Source organism: Clostridium thailandense (assembly GCF_019207025.1).
Taxonomy (GTDB): domain Bacteria; phylum Bacillota; class Clostridia; order Clostridiales; family Clostridiaceae; genus Clostridium_AM; species Clostridium_AM thailandense.
Genome location: NZ_JAEEGC010000153.1, coordinates 1 through 16743, shown reverse-complemented (window position 1 = coordinate 16743; position 16743 = coordinate 1). Strand labels below are relative to the sequence as shown.

The following is a 16743-nucleotide window of genomic DNA, read 5'->3' as shown; positions in this document are numbered from 1 at the left end:
TTCTCTCTGCGCTTCGTACCCCAATCCCAGGTATTTCATCTAACAATTCTATCTGATTAAAGCTAGTTTCGGTTTTTTTTTTAATGTCTTCATCTAGTTCAGAGATAATTCCAGAGAGAATATCAATATGATCTAACTGATGTTTTAACATGATAACCTGATGTTCTTTAATATTACCTTTCAATGCTTTCTGAAGTTCAGGAATCTTATTTCTTGCAGTTCCACATGCAAGTTCACTTAAAAATATTGGATCTGTATTTCCAGAGATAATGGATTTTAAAATAAGCGTGGCTTTTTGGCCACGCTTTTATAGCTATCGCTTTTTGAAGCGGTAGCTTGCATTTTAAACTTTTCAGTATAATTATTACTTTTACACCAATTTATTTCATTAAAAATCAATGCGAAAGCATTCAGAATGCTAACGCATTTTTAAAATTCATAAGTTATACCGTGAACTCCTTCATATTTTTTAGGCTTCATAATGCCACCGCATTTCTCACAACTAAAAGTAGGCGGCTCTGCTATATCTCCATCATCCATAATATCAAAATATTCTACCACACCTTCTGGTATCAACCCTTCTTATCCACACTCTGTACACACATATTGTATGGATTCTTCTACTTCTTTACTTTTTTCATTTTTAGCTTTAAATTTTGCCATTTGCTTGTCTTTTATTTTTTTATTCTTTTTTCCCATTATGTTTCCACCTATATATAGTGGTTCCATTTTATCATGAATTAATCCTTTTATCGCTCCATATGTATGCATTAACTCTTCAAGTTTTCTTTTATTTTCACTTAATATCTTCTTTCTTAATTTTCTTTTTGTTTCTAATATCACTTCTCTCATTAACTTAAAAAACTTTTCTTTATGCTTTTTACTTTTTGCATAAGTTCCATAGTATCTTATCATCTTAAAGCCCTTTTCAGGAATATGTCTTATTAATTTTCCTATAAAATCTATAACATCTATTGTTTCCTCTACTCTTTTTCCATCTTCGTGTCTTTCATAGTAGAAAGTTACCTTTTTTCCGTCATATTTAGTTATCCTTGATTCTGCAATGGCTGGTCTTGCTGCATATCTTCCCACATACTTTAAAGCAACTTCCGTTGTCTTAACTATACTTTTGCATATACATAAAATTCTTCTTTTGTATTCCTATATATTTTATTTTTTAAATCTCTAAACCACTTCTTTTTATTTATCATTCTCAATTCTAATTCATCTAGTAGAAGTTTTTGCCACCTTTTTCTTAATGCTTCATAATTTATATAGTTCATTTTCTTAAAAATAGTAACATTACCCTCTCAACCTTCAGTAACAAGCATATGTACATGTGGATTCCATTTTAAATCTAAATCCTACTCTTTTTGTTTCTCCACATGCTTCGCATTTAAATTCTATAAAGCCTTTTTCTAAAGAACCACATTCGAGCATCTTCTCTACTTCACTAAATATAGTTTTTCTTATCTTATTAGAATACAATACTACAAAGTCCTTCCAATGATCTTTAAAAATCTCCTTAATTACTCCCATTTTATATTCCCTCGAAAATACTTTTCTATATCTTACCTTATTATTACTTTCAAATCGCTGTCAATATATTACTGTTAATATTTTAAATTAAGCCTACATATAAGTTTTCTCAAGCCTTCACGGGCACTTTTTTAACATAAAAAAATAAAAAATTCCTATAACATAAAGAAAACATTGCTGAATGGTGCAAAGGCCTTCGTGAATATTATAAAGGAATCATGTTTAAATTATACGATGGCATTAAAAAACTAGAACCTGGTCTTATCGTTTCAAGCCCAGATGCATCTATATACTCAGTAATTGATGTTAGAAATATTGTAAAACCAGGCTTTGATTCAATCGATTTCGTTTTATACTGTGCACAAAAAGGCTCAGTAAATTACAATGGAGTAGATACTACTCTTCTAGTAGCACCTTTAAAAGGTTTCTACGATATTAAGAAGGGTAAACCTAATCCAGGAAGTACTCAATTCCGTATTGCATTTATTGAATCTCCTGAAAATATGGAAAAAGTTCCTGAATTATTTGTTAAACTTTTAAAACAATACGAAGCACAACGCTAAAAATTTGCATGCACAATCCACTTATATAAAAAAAAGGTGTCTTGAAATTAAGTAATTAGTTTTGAGACACCTTTTTTATATTATACTCATTGCTTTAAATATTTAATAAAATTAACTAAAACTTAATGCACCATGAATATTTTTGCTTTATTATTTTATTATTCACTAATATAAATAAAAAGCGAGTGATAAAATACTATGAAAAATTATGATATACTAATTATTAAGCACTTTCTATTAAAAGTTCAGACTTCTGACTGCCTTTTTTTGAAATTGCTACTAAAATTCCTAATAGTATAGATAAAAAGGCAGATGCAAGTACTCTGTATTGTGGCGGCAACAAAAATACTGCTGTATGACATGGTATCCAAACTAATGTACAAGTTTTAAGCCAGGAAAAACTAACCATTGTATACCAATCCACTCTATCTACAAAATCTTTAATAGTTATATTTTTGCCCTTTTTCTCATACCTTAAGTCAATAAATAAATCTCCAAACTTATGATAAATATACATCATAGGTCCAAAAGTTAAATTCATAATTGCACTTCCAAAGAATGCTTGTGCTAGTTTTGAACCTGCAAAGGGAAGTCTTCCTGCTGTCTGTGCAACTACAGTACCACCAGCAAAGACAGTAAATACAAGGGTAATCATCATTCCTAATATTCCCCAAACCATTGCCTTAAAGACAACTCCTTTAGGTATAATCCACTCACTTTTTAAAATTCTAATTCCAAGTAGGTCCCCCATTGTTGCTAATATACAAAATTTAAAAAATCCCCCCATATACGGATGAGCATCCGTTACTCCTATAAATACTGCACGAGAAGATGGTATTGCCAAGATTAATATCCAAAGAAACAAAGCAAATCCCCACCAAAAATCTCCTTTTTTATTTTTCATTTATTTTCTCTCCTTTATTATATTAAGATTAAAATCACTTTTAACAAAAGAGTTGTGTCAAAGGTACACTTGACACAACTCTTTCTCTTAACTATTTGAGCATATATGCGTTGTAGCAGATTTCTCCAGTTGGCTTAATTCCCATTACTGCAAAAGCAATAACGCCATTAAGCCATTTGTATTTTTCTGCTCCAGTTTCAAAGAAAATATGCTGCCTGAAGTAATAATTTCTTGGATCAACATATTCGCCTCTATCAAGTGCCTGATCTTGTTCAAGAGTGTTCAAATATCTGCCATCTGTAGAAATAGATATAATTGCACCATCATCAGTTTTAAGTAGATACCTCGTCTTCATTACATCATATCTATTGGGATACATATAATTCCAATCTGCACCAAATTTTAAAATTTCACCACGTAATTTTTCCCCTTCAAAATACCCTTCTGAAATACAATAAATATTTAATTCTGCTGTTCCAACATCTCCAACAGGAATTATTGGATCACATTTTGCTTCTAGGTAAAAAAGTTTTTCAACTTCTAATGCTGGAATATCAAGCTGTACAGGTCTTTCATTTGCCATAGTAATAACCTTCCTTTTCTATGTAAATTTATTATTTCAATTAATATTTTGTCTTACTGCCCACTGATCACTGAGCTTGGCAATAATCATTGTTATGGACTATTTTTGATCACATATTATTAAAATATGCTTAGAATTTTGTTCAACCCCAATAAAGAATTGTCAGGATCGCTATATACAACTTCACCGCCTACCATTGTCATAAGTACCTTAGTTTCTAGAATTTCTTTTGGCGTAGCAGTAAATAAATTCTTATCAAGAACTACAATATCAGCAAGCTTACCTACACTCAATGTTCCCAGCTCATTGCCATAATTCGCTACCAAAGCAGAGCCATAGGTATAGGACTGTAATGCCTCTCCAAGTGTTATACACTGATTTGGAACAAATCCACCTTCTGGATATCCGTCAAAAGTTTGGCGGGTAATGGCTGCATAGATTCCTTCCATTGGATTTAAGCTTACAACTGGAAAATCAGTGCCAAAGGTTATTCTAGTGCCGGCATCAATCAAGGATCTCATTGGCCATGTAGTTTTCAATCGCTTTTCCCCCACAAATGCTGGATAGCCATCTATATTCATGATTAGATGCATAGGCTGCATGGAGGCCATGACTCCCAATTTTGCAAAACGTGGAACATCATCTATATGACAGTTCTCTATATGTTCAATAGCATGGTTAATACCTTTTTTACCATTAACCTGCTGTGCTGCCTCAAAGCAATCTAATGCATTTCTTACTGCACCGTCTCCGATACAATGAAGTCTAACACTGTATCCTTCCCTATCTGCATTGATTATCAATTCTTTTAATTCTTCTGGTTTAACCTGTAATTCACCTTTGGTAGTTGGATCATCTGCATAAGGTTCTAATAGGTATCCAGTATGAGATTCACACAGCCCATCTGTAATCTTTTTCAACCCCGCAAAACGAAGCTTCTTAGAACAGTATTCTTTTTCGTATTCTTTTACACCTGTCAAATCCTTTTTCAGTTCAGCGAATAAATGAATTCTGCTGGTTATGATACCATCATCTTCTAGTTTTTTATAAATTTCTAATGCTTCTTTTTCTTCAATTCCGCCATAAGGGTGTACATTACCAAGAGAAGTTACTCCATGTTTTGCTGCTATTTTCATATACTTATCAATAGAATCTTTAAAGTTAGCAGTCTGCATTACTAGCTTCTGAACAGGATCACACACTCCTGGTTCTCTTAAAAGACCGCTTGGTTCTCCATCTGGAAAATGATCAATAAAACCATCTTCAAGATCTGGTGTATTTCTGTCATATCCTATCAATTCTAGTGCTTTTTTATTTACCCATGCAGAATGAATGTCCCAAGATGATAGATAAACTGGTCTATCAGGAAAAAGTTCATCAAGTGAACGGCGATCTGGCGATTTTCCACCAGGCCATATGTTCTCATTCCAACCACTGCCAAAAATCCATGGATTATGTGGATGTGCATCTGCAAATTCCTTTACTTTCTGCACACATTCTTCTTCACTTTTACAATCATGCAGAGCTAAACAAAAGTCTTCATCTGCCAGAACTGCGCCATACATAAAATGAACATGTGAATCATTAAATCCAGGTGCAATGAGCTTATCACCACAATCAATAATTTTTGTATTGCTGTTTATATATTCAGTCATGGAATCCATACTGCCAACTGCAATAATTCTATCACCAGCTATTGCAATGGCTCCATTCATAGACTCTAAACTGTTGCCTGTAAAAATAGCAGAACTTACATAAATACTATCTGCATGCTTTTTCATTTAATTCACTCCTCTTCTTTGATGTCAACTAACCAGTTAACCTACTTTTTCCATTTCTGTTTCTTGCTTTGCTTTTCTAGCATTTTTCAAATAAAGTCCTACACCAAACAATACAACAGTAGCAAATCCACCCCACATCTTTAATTCATATATTAATGGATTTTCAGTTCCTGCTGGTGGTAGTGAAAAACACACAATTGCAGATATAATGCTAAGTGTTGTAATTCCTCCACAGAACCATACTCCAAGCATTCCACCAGGAATTTTATAAGGACGTTCTAAATCAGGTTCTGTATATCTTAATTTAATTACTGCTGGATACATAAATAAGTATGGAGCTAAAAATACCATTGATGAGAAGGAAAATATAACCCAGAAAATAGCTTGAACGTTTGAACCACCCATATAATTAAATACAACATATACAGTTCCAAAAGCAGCTGTAATCATGTATACATAATCAGGTGTACCATATTTTTTATTAATGTGCCCAAGTATTTTTGACTGTTGATCAAGCCCAGTTGTAGATATTACATAACTAGTACCCAATGCCCAGCCTATTCCACTGGCAACCATAGCGTATATAAATGCTATTACTATCAATGTTGATACAAATGAGAAGTTTGCTCCTAGTAGACCTGTAACCATAATTTTGATAGCGTCCATAAATCCTGATACACTATTTATTTTTTCAACTGGGATTACCGATAATATAGCAGCTGATCCTAATATGTAAAGCGTAGCTACTAATAAACCTGTTGTTATTATAAACTTCGGTACATTTTTTTTAGGATTATCCATTCTACCTGCTACCGAACTCAATAATTCCACACCTAAAACATTAAAAATAACCACAGGTCCAAATTGACGTATCAATGATAATGTTGGTTTAAAATTTCCAGGAGCAAAATTGTTTGCAAACCCATACTTTAAACCATATGCTATACCACCAATACTAATTAAAGTTAATAATATTAAAATTACCGTTCCACCGTAAGAAGCTAGTTTTTGGGTAACATCCGAATTTACAATTCCAATGACTGCTATAAACCACAAAAAACCAATTACCATGAACATTTGCGTAGTATTTGATGCATTGGGTAAAAAGTAACCGCAAACAACTCCAATAAGTGTCACACTGGCCAGTGGATTTGTGAAAAGCGTGTTGGCCCAGTACAACCATGCAACCTGGGATGAGATAAAGTTTCCAAAGGCTCTCTTTGTCCAAATATAAATTCCTCCATCTTCAGACATGGTAGATCCTAGTTCTGCAATAACCAGACAACTTGGTACTAAAAATAACGGTACTAATAGAATCCAAACACCAATACCGCTGACACCTTTACTGGCATTAGCTGCAACAGTATATAACACTAATACGTTGCACAAGCCAAAAAAGATCATGGAAAATAAACTTATTTTCTTGTTTTTCATAATGTTTACTCAACCTCCAAAATTATTATTTTATTTTTTCCTCCATTGCGGTATAATGTAATTACGCTAATAAAACAAGACACCACAAGGAGGCTTTTAACGCATTTTGCCTTAAAAACCTAAATGACCCGATGTAGTGCTTGCGAAATTCCGCAAGCACTAATTCTATTAAAATTTAAAATCTAAATTACTCCTCCAATTTTAATTCTGGTGGAAGTTTTCTAAAGATATAATTACATGCTAATTGCAAGAAGTAAGCGATTACAGTAAACTATATACAAAATCATCCCTTAATTGATTTTTAGTTTCTTCACTCCTTCAAGAACTACATCTCCACCGAGTCTTACCATTGTTTTTATTAATTTTCCACTTATAAAAAGTTTATTTTCCTGAATTTTCACTTGTTGTTTATATTTTAACATATAGATTTAAGCAAGTATTCAATCAAAATATACGAAAAATGTCACAAATAATCATACATAAGTATTAAATCAAAACGTATGAAAAATATCACAAATATCCCTACATAAGCACTTAATCAAAATGTATTAAAAATATCACAAATATCCCTACAAGTTGTAGTTATTTTTTAATCACAAAAAATGAGGTATCAAAAACATATACCCCATTATAAAATCTAAGTTTATATAATTTAAAAATAAAAAATAATTTTGTCCTAAAAATGGCTCCACCTATTCTTTGTCTATACAGGTTATAAACTTCACCTCTCCAATAAACTCCAATATTTTAAATGAAACTAAAAGATTAAACACTAATCCGCTACTTTTTAAATTGATATTCATTATTTCTTCAGCTTTTTTAATCCGATAAAGTAATGTGCTCCGATGTATATGTAATGCTTCTGCTGTTTCTTTCTGACTTTTTTCATAGATAAGATAAGTATAAAGACTATTGGTAAAGTCAGTATTATATATTCTATCGTACTCCAAAAGTTTTAAAATTGATGGATGGCAAAACGTTTTCAAGTTTTCATTCTTGGAGCAAACGTCCATTATATGGTATTTAACATAATCCTCATATGGAAAAATCACTTCCTCTTTATTCAAGTGAATGCCCATTTCAATAGCCTTTAATGATTGTTTGTAATATTCCTGTAAATCTTTTAAGCTATGAAAACAATAGCTGAGTCCACTGTGTATTTTATTGTTTTGCAGGAAATTTTTTAACTTTTTTAGATTAACTTTCAATAGAGGTTTTTCATCATTTGATGCAGTAATCAGAAACATGATATTATCATTATAAATTACAGATTTACTGCTTTTAATCATATCCTCCAGCAAATTTCTAATGAATGAAAGATTAGTATTCGTTTGTTCATCCTTGCTAACAACAATTGTAAACACATAAAGATTTTCTTCCAAGTCTATATCTAAAGACTTTATCCTATCCTCAATAATTATAGGATCTTTAACTCTTCCTTCCAATAAATCCAAAAATAAAGATTCATATAAAAATCCCCTTGAATTACAGATCAATCTGTCTTTTTGCATTTCTAATGAAACAACCTTACTTAGAAGAGAAATAAGTTCATAATCATCTTCTTCAAAATTTCTTTCAAATTCTACAATCGTTAAATGTCCAACTTGTTTATCATTAACATATATATGTGAAGACAAATATGCATATCTATCCACGTCTTTACTAATGTATATAGGCGTTTTAGCTTTGTATGATTTTTCAAATCCCCTTTTTTCTCTCTGTTTAACATAAAAGTTATTATAGCTTTCAGTAGGATCTTCATAAATCCATTTTTTTAAATCATCATCCATCTTTGCATTTTCTGAGATCAAAACAACATTCATACTCATATCAGTTAATAAAACCATATTTCCAAGCATTTCATATCCTTTGTTCATTATTTGTTGCAAACCATTTCCTTCAGCAAGCATCTCAAAAAGTATTGCTGTATTTCTCAAAAGCTGACGGTGTCTATCCAAAATATTCTGTATTTCATCAACAGCTACTTCAAGTTCCTCATTGTCATTCAATACTAACATATTAATATTTAATTCTTGCGCTTTTTCTAAACAGTTATTGCACTTACCTACACAAAGTATATTGACACATTCCATTTCAGGTAATAAATTCAAAATAGTTGAAGGCTTCATAACATATAGAGTATCCGGCTTAAAATTCAATTGATTTTGTTTGTACAATTTTATATTGTTAATCAATATACACTCCTGTCGATTAACATAAAGTTCTGAGTTATCCTTTTTTAATTTGTTTAAGATTTTTCCCATGCTCATTTCCATAAAAAATCCTCCTTCAATACTATCAGCACTAAAAATGTTGAATCCGTGCGGAACTTGTATGAATTTGTCCCTTAATAGCATTATACACTCGATTCATTGCAAGTCAACACAAGAATAAGACCTATATTCTCTATCAAACGAATAATATAGGCCTTTCTAAAATATCAATAATCCTGTGATATACGATGATAAATTTATTATTACGGATAAAAACAAGAAAGATTTTTCACTGTTTCCGAGAGCAAATTTAAAAAGTCTCCATTTACATATTACTACCACTGCCTCCAAGAAATGATTTTAATCCAATCCTTAATAGCAAAGCCATTATTAAAACTGTTCCCATAATCATTACTCCATTGTTAGAGCAAAGTACAGACTTTAAACCTGTGAATGTTGGAAAAACTCCAATTATCAAGGCTAAAGTGGTTAAACCAAAGTCAAACCCAGGTTTGCCAGGCAGCATTATTGAAGTAATTACAAGGGTCACAGGCATTGTAAGATTAAAAAGAAATACTCCAACTATAGCAAAAAGTGGCATGTCAACTCCCAAAAATAATAAAGGTGCTGATATTAATAAGCCCATAGCCCCAGGTGCAACGTATATTCCAGGCAGCGATGCTTTGCCAGGCCTAAGGTTTAGTATTATTACTCCGCCTCCTACATGAAAAAATGCATTGCCCAAACCAGAAATAATTAATGCAAAACCTACCCATCTATAGATAAATATGCCTAGCAAAACCAGAAGACATCCTAAAACAGCGGCTTCAGTTGGCCTTTAGAGCTTGTCTACTATTAGTCCCACAGGAGCCTGAAGAGCAAAGGCTACGATATTATATAATACTATGTAGTAACTTAGTATCCCTAAGTCATACTTTCCTAAAGCAATATTGGCAGCAATAATAGCTGCACAACAGCCGTCAATCAACGCATGGCTAATACTGTAGATTCCTACATTAGTTAATTCTGAGTTACTAAGGTTAATACATTTATCCTGTTGTTTACTTATCATTATTTAAAAATTCTCCTTTTAGCAGTGGCTCAATTTGTTTCTTTGCTTTCTTATCAGAATCACTGTACAATAATTTACTATTTTGGCTTTATTTACGGTAATTATATCATATTCATTGATTTAGAAAAAAAATAAAAATGCTCCTTCCTGCAATATCTGTAGATTAATTCATCTTATCTATTGTCAGAAAGGAGTATTCTTTATTCAGTCCAATTTAAATCCTAATATTTAGTTTTTCTATTCTTCTGTGAAATGTTCTTTGATATACTGAACAGCATTTTCGCCAGCCATTCTACCTGAATTCACTGCAAACCCTAATGTATTTCCAGGAAGAACAAATACATAATCAGGATTGCATATAGAATTTGCATCTGTTCCTGCTGCAAATAAGCCTGGTATTACATTATCTTCTGCATCTACTGCTTGTGTCTTGTAGTTAATTTTAATTCCACCTAAGCTTCCATATGCACTTGGTGCAAATTTTAAAGCATAATATTTAGGTCCTACTATTTGTTTTAAGTATTTTGGATTTTTATTAAATACATTATCTCTGGATTTGCAAGCTTCATTATAATCATTTATTGTATTTAAAAGCCCTTCTTTATCAATTCCTGTTTTCTCTGCCAACTCTTCAATAGAATCTGCAATAAATAGAACATCATTACCGTTCCTTATAAGTTCATTCATTTCTTGTTTAAAATCATCCATACTTATATTTGAAGTAACTACATTAATTAAGTCTAGACCATTTTTTTCATATAGTTTCATAATGCTTTCATCAATAATTGAGAAAGCAGTTCTATTTTTCTGCCTAATCATAGCATTAACTGAAAATACAGGATTTTCAACTACAGATTCATCAAAGAATCTTTCTCCATCTAAATTTACAAAAAGATTTGGTTGTCTGAATGGAAGTTCAATTGGAGCATATCCGCCTGTGTTAGGTGCAAAGAAAACTAATTCCATGTCCATTCTATCTCTTGCTGCTCCTGCTTCCCATGCCATGCTGATTCCATCGCCTGTAAGTCCTGGAATTCTATAAGAGAATAAATCTTTTCCCCATTCAAATTTTGTATACTTCTTAATAAATTCAGGGCTGTCTCCAAATCCACCGGTTGCAATAATAACTGCTGACCCATATACTTCAATTTCTCCATCTTTATCTTTTGCAACTATTCCAATAACTTCACCATCATCTTTAATTAATCTTTGAACTGGTGTTTCTAAGCAAATTTTAACGCCTAATTCTTCTGCTCTATCTGTCATTGCTTTAATCATAGTAGCAGCTGCTCTAAGTCCAGGTGCTCCTGTTTTTGGCTGAACAATATGCCATGTTGCTTCTGAGCCTGGGAAATATTTTGATGGTAATGCGAATTTTACCCCCATAGCTTCTAACCATTCAATTGTGCTAGCTGATTTATAAAGATAATTCTTTACTAATCTAGCATCTGAACGCCAGTGTGTATAATCCATAAATTTTTGGAATGCTCCCTCTCTTGTACAATCAATGAGTCTATCTTTTTGCATTTTTGTTTCTACTCCAAGTAAACCCATTGCCATATTAGCACATCCACCAGTTGTATTTGCCTTTTCAAATACAACAACCTCAGCACCTTGTTCTGCAGCTGAAATAGCTGCTGCCATTCCTGCTGCTCCTCCACCTACTATAATTACATCTGCTTCCATTTCACGCATATTTGTTTACCTCCTAAATTATATATAATAGCTGCTTGCAAATATTACAAGCATTTATTTAACTATTTTCTTCTTCTTCTTCCAAGTCCAAGACCTTTCTTCTCACCTAATCCACCTTCACTATAACTTCCAACTGCTATTGGCTCTAAAGGTAATTGTGGTCTTATTGTTCCATATCTTTTTACTGCTTTTATACTGCAGATTTCTTCACATTTTCCACATTTATCACATAAGTCTGAGTCAATAATATGAATTAGATTTTCTCCACCCTTGATTGCTTTTTGAGGACATTCAATACATTCACTGCAACCATTACAAACTTTTGGATCGATAAAATAATTAACATAAGCAGTACAGCTTAGTGTATTACATATTTTTCTGTCAATATGCTTCTCAAATTCATCTCTGAATTTACTAATTCCCGTATATAAAGGATTAGATGCACTCTTTCCAAAATCACATAGTGTTCCGGCTTTCATTGTTTCACTTAGCTCAATAGCTAGATCAATATCTCCATCTCTGCCTTTTCCTTCTGTAGCATCCTTAATTATTTTATAAAGCTGATAAATACCTTCTCTGCAATATACACATTTGCCGCAGGTTTCTTTGCTATTTTGAAGCATTTTACCTGCAACCCATTTTACAACGCAGGTGTCTGTATTATAAACTTCAAGCTTTGCGGTTTCTAGCATCGTGCCATTACCCATTACGTTAGAATATATAAATGGTGTCTCTAGCTCTTTCTCTGTAAAGACAGCACCTGTATTTCCACCAACCTGTACAAATTTAATTCCTTTTTCAGATTTACTGCCCTTACCATATTCATTGATAATTTCTCTTAAAGATGTTCCAAAGGGAATTTCATAAACCCCCGAATTCTTAATATCTCCTGCTACTGTAATGATTTTTTTAGGAATATAATTTTTTTCTGTAAGAGAACGTCCAATAACTAACATAGTTTCTGCATGATGAACAAGAGTTATATCAGTAAATACTTCTTTCTCAAAATGCTTTTTGTTTCCAACCAGAACTACTTCAATTTCATATTTTTCTAATTGACTCAAAAATTCACTATAACCTTCACTAAGATAAATTTTGACTTTTTCTATTCCGAGCTCTTTTATACATATCTTAATTCCAGCAATAACTTGCTCCATATAATTTTCTAATAAGTATTTGATATTTTCGCTCTGTCTCCTATCCTCAATAAAAAGGCACGCCAATTCTTTAAATTTTTTACTTTTCCATTTGTCTGTGACGCTGTTATTTTTAATTCCATGCCCCGATATGTTTATATTCTCTATAGACATTTTTTCACCCCTACTTACTTTACTTTGTACTCTGTCCAAAATTTTGATTTTTTAAGTTGTGGACGCAAATCACATTGAAGACATCTAGATGCCTCACACTTAGCTGTTCTTTCATCTAATCCAACTGTCATTAAATCAAAATTATCAATTCTTTTATCTACTGAAACACACTTATAATGGCTGCATTCTCTTTTTGCAAAGCCCTCTTCCATTCCTATCTCTGGATTTAAAGGCTGCTCTGAAGATAACTTTTCTTCTATAACACCATCTCCTCCTAAATATATATCAATGCTTGCTGCTGCTTTTCTTGCCCCAGCTATTGCCTGAATAACAGAAGCTGTTCCAGTTACCGCATCTCCAACAGCAAAGATTCCATCTACATTTGTCTTGTAACCTTCATCAACCTTTACAAGTCCTCTTTGGCTTAATTCTATCTCTCCAAAGGCAGTAAGATCAGCCCTTTGTCCTGTCGCAAATATTATCATTTCACCAGAAATTAGATGCTCTGAATTTTCTTTTATATTTAAAATTAATTTTCTATTTTCATCAAAGTAGAAATCTTCTACCTCCTGGCACACTATTCCAGAAACATTTCCTTCACATTCTTCAATCTTCACAAAATTTCTGCTATTATAAATCTGTATTCCTTCATCTTTTGCTTCTTCTAATTCTTCGCTGCTAGCAGTCATATTGTCTGCAGCTTCCAAACAAACCACAGATACCTTTTCACATCCCAGTCTTTTTGCTGATCTTGCGCAATCAAAGGCTACATTACCGCCTCCTAAAACAACAACGGATTTTTTCATATCGATATCCATATTTATTAAATCTCTTCTAAGGAAATCGATATTTACATATACATCCTTCAAGTCAGAGCCGGGAATTGGAATTCTAACCCCTTTATCTGTTCCTACAGCAATTAAAACTACATCATATTGCTTATCCTTAAGTGCTTTTATCGATTCAATTTTGCTTCCTGTAATAATATTAACTCCTGCGTCACGAATAATATCAATTTCTGAGTCTACAACTTCTTTTGGCAAACGATAGTCTGGAATACCTGCTGATAACATACCACCTGCAACAGGAAGTTTTTCATGTACATCAACAGCATGTCCTAATTTCGCAAGATAGTAGGCTGCAGTTAACCCTGCTGGCCCCGATCCTATAACAGCTATTTTTCTATTAGTATTTTCCTTTTTAAAGGATTTCTCTTTCCATTTGTAAGAGTCACTTTCTGCTGCAAATCTTTTTAGATCTCGAATTGAAACTGCTCCATTTATATCTTTTCTTCTGCAGGCAGATTCACAAAAACGCATACAAACAAGTCCTAAGGATTTAGGGAATGGTGCTTTTTCACGAATAACTGCTGCTGCTTCTTCAAAATTACCCTCTTTTATAAAACGAACATACTTAGGAACATTAATTTCTGCAGGACACTCATGCTTGCAAGGTATTAGTACTTCCTCTCTATTTCCTTCTTTAAATAATCCTTTTTTATCCTGCAAAGCTCCTGTAGGGCAAACTTCCACACAGGCTCCACAAAAACGACAATTTGCATTTTCTAGAGATAAATTATCTTTAACTCCTACATAAGTTCTTTCTTCTTCATTTTTATCAAAGCCTAAAATACCTACACCTCTTACATCCCTGCACACTCTAACGCATCTACCGCATGCAACACAACGATTTAAATCACGTACAATTAATGGATTCTCTGTATCCACAATAACTGCATTTAGCGTTCTTCTTAACCTTGAAGTGCTGACACCTAAGTATTGAATTAATGATTGCAGCTCACATTTTAGGTATTTAGGACAAGTTGTGCAATCGTCTACATGATTTGCCAGCATCAATTCCATTGATAGCCTTCTCATCTTATCCAATTTTTCAGATTTTGTTTTTACTATCATTCCCTCTTCAACTTTTGTAGTACAGGCTGTTTGTGCCTCATCAGTGCCTTGTATTTCAACAACACATAATCTGCATCCACCAACATCATGTAGATCCGGATGATGGCAAAGGTGAGGAATATAGATATCAGATTCTTCAGCTGCTTCCATAATTGTTTTATTTTCATCTGCATATACTTCCATACCGTCTATTACAATTTTAATTTTACTCATGCTAACCTCCAAATTTCTTGACTCCTTTGCAAATCTTAATTTATACTATAACTATAAACTTTGCCATAGGGGCAAAGTCAATACTGGAGTGTGAAAAAATTGACGAATTTATATACCATTGGAGAAGTAGCACGTTTTTTAAAGATATCAGCTAAAACCTTGCGTCATTATGATGAATTAAACTTATTAAAACCCAGCTATATATCTCCTGATACTAAATATCGTTATTTTAGTTATGATCAGTTTTTTATCATTGATGTCATCCGCTATTTAAACAAGACATTGTGTATTCCATTAGAAGATGTGAAAAAGCTACTGAACGAAGACAAAGATAATAGTAAGTTATTAACCCTTTTAGAGTTACATACAGAACAATTAGACCAGAAAATAGCCGCTCTTGAATACTCAAAGCAGCTTACTAATACTTTAATTGCTGATATTAAAAATCAAAAAAGATATCCTAAGAAAATTGAAATATATGAACAATATCTTATGAGTCGTACTCTTTATTATATTGAACTGGACACTTCTATTTATGATATCGATAAATATGTAACTAGAAATATTAGTAATATCATTAATATAGATAGTAAGGAAAATAATTCTATGTGCCTAATGTTTTCTTTACCAGAATATGAAAAGACACAAAATTTACATGTAAAGGGCTTTGGTATATTTTCCGATAAAAAAATTCCTGGATTAAAATCAAAAACTCTCCGTGAAGGCCGTTATATTACTCAAGCTTTTGCTTACTCAGAAGAAAATACTATGCTTGCAATAAGGGATATAACTAGATATGCAAATATTAAAGATATAAAAATAGATGATACAGCATTTCTAATATCAAAGATGGTTGATTTATCTGTCTCCTCCAAGTATGATTATTTTATGGAACTTCAAATAATGCATGTAATAAAATAAAAGGTGATGTCTTCTATTGTGGAACATCACCTTTTATTTTTTTACATTAAATTCAATTAATATCTCTTGCTAAGTATAATCCTTTCTATTTACTAATAGTTTTATTCTCTCCTTACTCTCTTTTAAAAATCCATACACGTAACTTAAAATCTCAGTTTTTGCGAATTAAAGCACATTTTTAGAGGTTAAAACATATTATAGCATTGTAAAACTATGAAAGGATGTATATATCCATGCCCTTATTTTAACCCAACAAGGTCAAGGAATTGTTAAAATGGGTCCTAGAAAAAATAACCTTAACTTTCAAATGAGGATACGTGATGAAATTGCAATCATGATACCTGCTGGAACATGGCACAATATAATAAATACAGGATCTATGCCACTTAAGCTGTATTCCATTTATGCACCACCACAAGCATCCAAAGGGCACAGTTCAAAAAACTAAAGCAATAGCAGAAGCTTCTGAAAGAGGCCAAGAACTCTAGTAGCAAATTATCAAGGGAAATGGAAATATCTTAAAGGGACTGTCCTGAAAACTTATTCTAAAAATAACCTAATTAAATACATGACTAATAAGTCTGCCGATTGGCGGGCTTAAA

General features: G+C 32.5%; 13 protein-coding genes and 3 pseudogenes. 3 read left to right on the top strand and 13 right to left on the bottom strand.

The genetic code is table 11. From position 1 onward, the window contains the following. The 3 genes and pseudogenes from I6U48_RS24670 to I6U48_RS30650 all read right to left on the bottom strand — a co-directional run. Positions 1-184, bottom strand: a pseudogene (locus I6U48_RS24670) (IS110 family transposase); the annotation flags it as partial. 245 nt (positions 185-429) lie between these two features. Continuing rightward, positions 430-576 carry a hypothetical protein gene (locus I6U48_RS24665; protein ID WP_218323137.1) on the bottom strand — a complete coding sequence of 49 codons (147 nt, stop codon included), beginning with the start codon at positions 574-576 and terminating at the stop codon, positions 430-432. 135 nt (positions 577-711) lie between these two features. Next, positions 712-1539, bottom strand: a pseudogene (locus I6U48_RS30650) (IS91 family transposase); the annotation flags it as partial. Between the two features lie 218 nt (positions 1540-1757). Between I6U48_RS30650 and I6U48_RS24655 the strand changes: the two are divergent. Beyond that, entirely contained in the window at positions 1758-2102 is a 345-nt protein-coding gene (locus I6U48_RS24655) for a hypothetical protein (RefSeq protein ID WP_246615539.1), read from the top strand. Between the two features lie 223 nt (positions 2103-2325). Here I6U48_RS24655 and I6U48_RS24650 read toward each other — a convergent pair whose 3' ends face one another. The 10 genes from I6U48_RS24650 to I6U48_RS24605 all read right to left on the bottom strand — a co-directional run bounded on the left by I6U48_RS24650 (position 2326) and on the right by I6U48_RS24605 (position 15220). Then, positions 2326-3006: a hypothetical protein gene (locus I6U48_RS24650; protein ID WP_218323136.1), complete on the bottom strand. Its 681-nt coding sequence runs from the start codon at positions 3004-3006 to the stop codon at positions 2326-2328. A 91-nt stretch (positions 3007-3097) separates the two neighbouring features. Further along, a complete protein-coding gene (locus I6U48_RS24645; protein WP_218323135.1) occupies positions 3098-3589 on the bottom strand; it encodes a DUF3237 domain-containing protein in 492 nt (163 codons plus the stop codon). A gap of 119 nt (positions 3590-3708) precedes the next feature. Then, positions 3709-5370 carry an amidohydrolase gene (locus I6U48_RS24640; RefSeq protein WP_218323134.1) on the bottom strand — a complete coding sequence of 554 codons (1662 nt, stop codon included), beginning with the start codon at positions 5368-5370 and terminating at the stop codon, positions 3709-3711. A 36-nt stretch (positions 5371-5406) separates the two neighbouring features. Continuing rightward, positions 5407-6804 carry an APC family permease gene (locus I6U48_RS24635; RefSeq protein WP_218323133.1) on the bottom strand — a complete coding sequence of 466 codons (1398 nt, stop codon included), beginning with the start codon at positions 6802-6804 and terminating at the stop codon, positions 5407-5409. Positions 6805-7496: 692 nt separating this feature from the next. Continuing rightward, positions 7497-9080, bottom strand: a complete 1584-nt coding sequence (locus I6U48_RS24630; RefSeq protein ID WP_218323132.1) for a PucR family transcriptional regulator — start codon at positions 9078-9080, stop codon at positions 7497-7499. A gap of 262 nt (positions 9081-9342) precedes the next feature. Next, entirely contained in the window at positions 9343-9816 is a 474-nt protein-coding gene (locus I6U48_RS24625) for a hypothetical protein (protein WP_218323131.1), read from the bottom strand. 39 nt (positions 9817-9855) lie between these two features. Continuing rightward, positions 9856-10089: a hypothetical protein gene (locus I6U48_RS24620; RefSeq protein WP_218323130.1), complete on the bottom strand. Its 234-nt coding sequence runs from the start codon at positions 10087-10089 to the stop codon at positions 9856-9858. A 237-nt stretch (positions 10090-10326) separates the two neighbouring features. Beyond that, the gene (locus I6U48_RS24615; protein WP_218323129.1) at positions 10327-11784 is read right to left on the bottom strand and encodes an FAD-dependent oxidoreductase; all 1458 of its coding nucleotides are present in this window, start codon (positions 11782-11784) and stop codon (positions 10327-10329) included. 62 nt (positions 11785-11846) lie between these two features. Next, positions 11847-13094: an NADH-ubiquinone oxidoreductase-F iron-sulfur binding region domain-containing protein gene (locus I6U48_RS24610; RefSeq protein WP_218323128.1), complete on the bottom strand. Its 1248-nt coding sequence runs from the start codon at positions 13092-13094 to the stop codon at positions 11847-11849. Between the two features lie 14 nt (positions 13095-13108). Continuing rightward, positions 13109-15220: an FAD-dependent oxidoreductase gene (locus I6U48_RS24605; RefSeq protein ID WP_218323127.1), complete on the bottom strand. Its 2112-nt coding sequence runs from the start codon at positions 15218-15220 to the stop codon at positions 13109-13111. A 99-nt stretch (positions 15221-15319) separates the two neighbouring features. On the opposite strand from I6U48_RS24605, the gene I6U48_RS24600 reads away from it, so the two are divergent. Both I6U48_RS24600 and I6U48_RS24595 read left to right on the top strand, forming a co-directional pair. Beyond that, complete coding sequence (locus I6U48_RS24600) at positions 15320-16141, top strand: MerR family transcriptional regulator (RefSeq protein ID WP_218323126.1); 822 nt, start codon at positions 15320-15322, stop codon at positions 16139-16141. 250 nt (positions 16142-16391) lie between these two features. Next, a pseudogene (locus tag I6U48_RS24595) lies at positions 16392-16629 on the top strand (cupin domain-containing protein); the annotation flags it as partial. Positions 16630-16743 lie beyond the last annotated feature (114 nt).